The 2,696-nt window shown below is 59.3% G+C and carries 6 protein-coding genes; 2 read left to right on the top strand and 4 right to left on the bottom strand.

The features are described from left to right. Nucleotides 1–681: PHB depolymerase family esterase (locus EN750_RS28095; protein ID WP_281062334.1), on the top strand; the 681-nt coding region annotated here is incomplete at its 5' end. Nucleotides 682–696: 15 nt separating this feature from the next. Here the strand turns inward: EN750_RS28095 and EN750_RS39645 are convergent. Beyond that, nucleotides 697–1,053 carry a hypothetical protein gene (locus EN750_RS39645; RefSeq protein ID WP_189526514.1) on the bottom strand — a complete coding sequence of 119 codons (357 nt, stop codon included), beginning with the start codon at nucleotides 1,051–1,053 and terminating at the stop codon, nucleotides 697–699. Between the two features lie 51 nt (nucleotides 1,054–1,104). Between EN750_RS39645 and EN750_RS28085 the strand changes: the two genes are divergently transcribed. After that, nucleotides 1,105–1,311 carry a KTSC domain-containing protein gene (locus EN750_RS28085; protein WP_127398675.1) on the top strand — a complete coding sequence of 69 codons (207 nt, stop codon included), beginning with the start codon at nucleotides 1,105–1,107 and terminating at the stop codon, nucleotides 1,309–1,311. Between the two features lie 19 nt (nucleotides 1,312–1,330). On the opposite strand, the gene EN750_RS28080 is transcribed toward EN750_RS28085, so the two are convergent. From EN750_RS28080 to EN750_RS28070, 3 genes are all read right to left on the bottom strand, one after another. Beyond that, nucleotides 1,331–1,966 carry a DUF6766 family protein gene (locus tag EN750_RS28080; RefSeq protein WP_189526516.1) on the bottom strand — a complete coding sequence of 212 codons (636 nt, stop codon included), beginning with the start codon at nucleotides 1,964–1,966 and terminating at the stop codon, nucleotides 1,331–1,333. A 6-nt stretch (nucleotides 1,967–1,972) separates the two neighbouring features. Beyond that, complete coding sequence (locus EN750_RS28075) at nucleotides 1,973–2,482, bottom strand: hypothetical protein (RefSeq protein WP_127398671.1); 510 nt, start codon at nucleotides 2,480–2,482, stop codon at nucleotides 1,973–1,975. 29 nt (nucleotides 2,483–2,511) lie between these two features. Continuing rightward, a partial coding sequence (locus tag EN750_RS28070; RefSeq protein WP_145967971.1) for a hypothetical protein occupies nucleotides 2,512–2,696 on the bottom strand: 185 nt, incomplete at its 5' end.

Raw genomic sequence — 2,696 nt, 5'->3', positions numbered from 1 at the left:
TATCCTGAGTTGTTTGCCGGCGGCGGCATCATTGCCGGACTGCCCTTCGGCTGCGCGACAACCATTTCGGAAGCGTTCGATCGGATGCGCGGCCACGGCAGCCCCTCTGAGCAGGAGTTGCAGCGGCTCTTGCGAAAAGCCTCCAAGCACAGTGGGCAGTGGCCCCGGATGTCGATCTGGCAGGGCTCCGGCGATCACACTGTGGCCCCATCCAACGCGGAGTCCATTGCAGCGCAATGGCGCGGCGTGCACAAACTCGACACGGCGCCGACGCATTCGACGAGCGAGCGCGGACGAAGCCGGCGGGTCTGGGCTGACGAAGCAGGCGAAGCGAAGATCGAAATTAATATGATTGCAGGTATGGGCCACGGTACTCCCATCGGCAACGGCCTCGGCACGGCCGGGCCTTACATGCTCGATGTAGGCATCTCCTCTACTCGGGAGATAGCGCGGTTCTGGGGTGTCGGTGATGCCGATGACTCGAGCGTGTCAGCGAGGTCGAGGTCTGCCACGCCAAGGGGCGAGACGACACCATCAACATTTCAGTTTCGGGCCGCGTCTGAGGAACCTGCGAAGGTCAGGTCTGCGGAATCGGCTCGAATTGACGTGGAATTATCGCAGGGTGGCACGGTAAAGAAGGTCATCGAGGACGCTCTGCGCGCCGCGGGGCTGATGCGGTAGCGAGCGCGGTAGCCTTCAAGGCTCAGTGGCGCGGCTAAGCGGCAGGGCCTTCAACCAAGGAACGCGGTAGGCTTTACAATCGTTGACTGCTGTCTGCGAGTTTAAAGCATGCACCTTTTCCAGATCCTTCTCCCCCGAGCCGACAACGCCGGCCAACCCTTCGCGCGGGAAGATTTCGATCGTGTCAAGGAGGAACTGGCGGCTGATTTCGAGGGCGTTACCGCCTATTTGCAGGCGCCGGCGGAAGGTCTTTGGCGGGAAGGCGGTCAAGCCGACAACGACGACGTCGTCATCTTTGAAGTGATGGCGGAAGAAATCGATCTGCAGGATTGGCGGCGCCGACGTACCGAGCTCGAACGCCGGTTTCGGCAAGACAAGGTCATCATCCGCTACATGCCGATGGCGCTCGTCTAGGGCGATGCCATGCCTTCGACCTCGATCCGCAAGAGCGAATACGATCCCGACACCGAGGTTCTTTCCGTATGGTTCGTTGCGAGCGGCAAGCGCTACGATTACGACGATGTCCCAGCGGAGGTCTATGCCGCATTCAGAGCCGCCTTCGCAAAAGGCCGCTTCTTCAATGAGCACATCCGGGAACGCTTTCGCTATCGCCTGAACCTGGAGGAGTAGAGGACGCTCGGCGCCGAGACTAAGCGCCCGTCTCGGAATTCGCCGCCCCAGCAGGCTTCGATTCCGGAGAGCCCTTGTGTCTCAGAAAAATCGATAAAAGGACCAGTACTGCTGTCGACATGAACTCCGATTGCCAGTTCTGGAACGATTCGAACCAGAGGTTGGCATCCATGAGATAACTGGCAAGCGATTGTGCCTCTCCTCCGTGCCGAAGCGCCTCCGCGTTGGCGGCCGCCAGGCTCGCCCACCAATGCAGCGCAAAGGAGATGAAAAACAACACGGCCAGCGCTATCCCCAGCGAATAAGAATAAAGCCATGACAGAACCGGGTTCCGCCTCAGGGTAGCAGCCGGTAATTCGTCATCGGGCCGGTCGGGATCGTCGGGATCGCGAGATTCTGCCGAACCGCGCTGAAACAGCATCGCGGTAAGCATGACGTAGGCCGACATCTGCAGGAATTCGCTCTCCCAGTTTTCGAAGAGCGCCGAAAGAAAATCGCCACTGGTCAGGTAAGCCAGCAGGCCGATCGCCGGTGAGCCGTGATGCTGAAGCTCTTCATTGTAGGCGGAATGACCGGACCAAATCATTCCCAGCCCGCTAAACAGGAACAGGGCCACCAGGGCAATCGTGAGGCCATTGTCCCGAACGAACGTTATCACGGATCATTGCCTCAACTGGCGGGCAGCTTCAGCCTCTTCAACGTCGATGGCGCACAGCAGCTCGCCCCTCTCGTCCCGCACGCGTACGAGCCAGCCTGTCAAAGCGTCGGTACCCGGCTCCAGGTCGACCAAAAGATCGATTGCGCAGCGAATAGCCTCCTCACGCGCCGCGTCGAAGCTCGGCATCCTTGACAGCGGGACCTGCCGGCTGCCTTCACCGTCACGATACTCAAAGATGTAGACGCCCTCGTTCCCGTCACTGGCCGTCGTAATGGCGATTTCGTCGAAATTGCCATTGCTTCGCGCCTCGTAATCGTTGGCCGCGAGACCGAAAGTAGCGGTTTGCACCAGGATTGCGCGTGCCCGATCCAGAGCTGCGTCGTCGTTTCCAGCTTCGATACTCGCCATGTCGACAGTGACGCAGTCGCCACCTTCTCCGCAAAACAGAACACGCAGGACAGGCTCTCCGGTCGACGCAGTCGTGCGTGAGACATCGGTTCGAACAATTTGCATTTGGAACTCCTTATAACGTTCGAAACTGATTACAGCTTGACGGCCATTTCCCGGCTCCAGAGACGAAGTTTGCGGCAGGATTCGATAAATTTGGCGACGGCCTTCGGATCATCGAGTTCAATCAAGCCCTCGTCGGCTTCCGGATCGACACCAGCCTTCTGCGACAGCGGAACGCTTCCCGAAGTGAACGCCATGAACTTGCAATGTGCAAAGG

This window comes from Mesorhizobium sp. M7A.F.Ca.ET.027.03.2.1 (assembly GCF_003999175.1).
Lineage (GTDB): Bacteria > Pseudomonadota > Alphaproteobacteria > Rhizobiales > Rhizobiaceae > Mesorhizobium.
This window is presented reverse-complemented; position numbering and strand designations above follow the sequence as displayed.

Coding starts and splice junctions, on each gene's coding strand:
- EN750_RS28085 (WP_127398675.1), top strand. CDS start 1,105: ATGCCTTCGACCTCGATCCGCAAGAGCGAATACGATCCCGACACCGAG.
- EN750_RS28075 (WP_127398671.1), bottom strand. CDS start 2,482: ATGCAAATTGTTCGAACCGATGTCTCACGCACGACTGCGTCGACCGGA.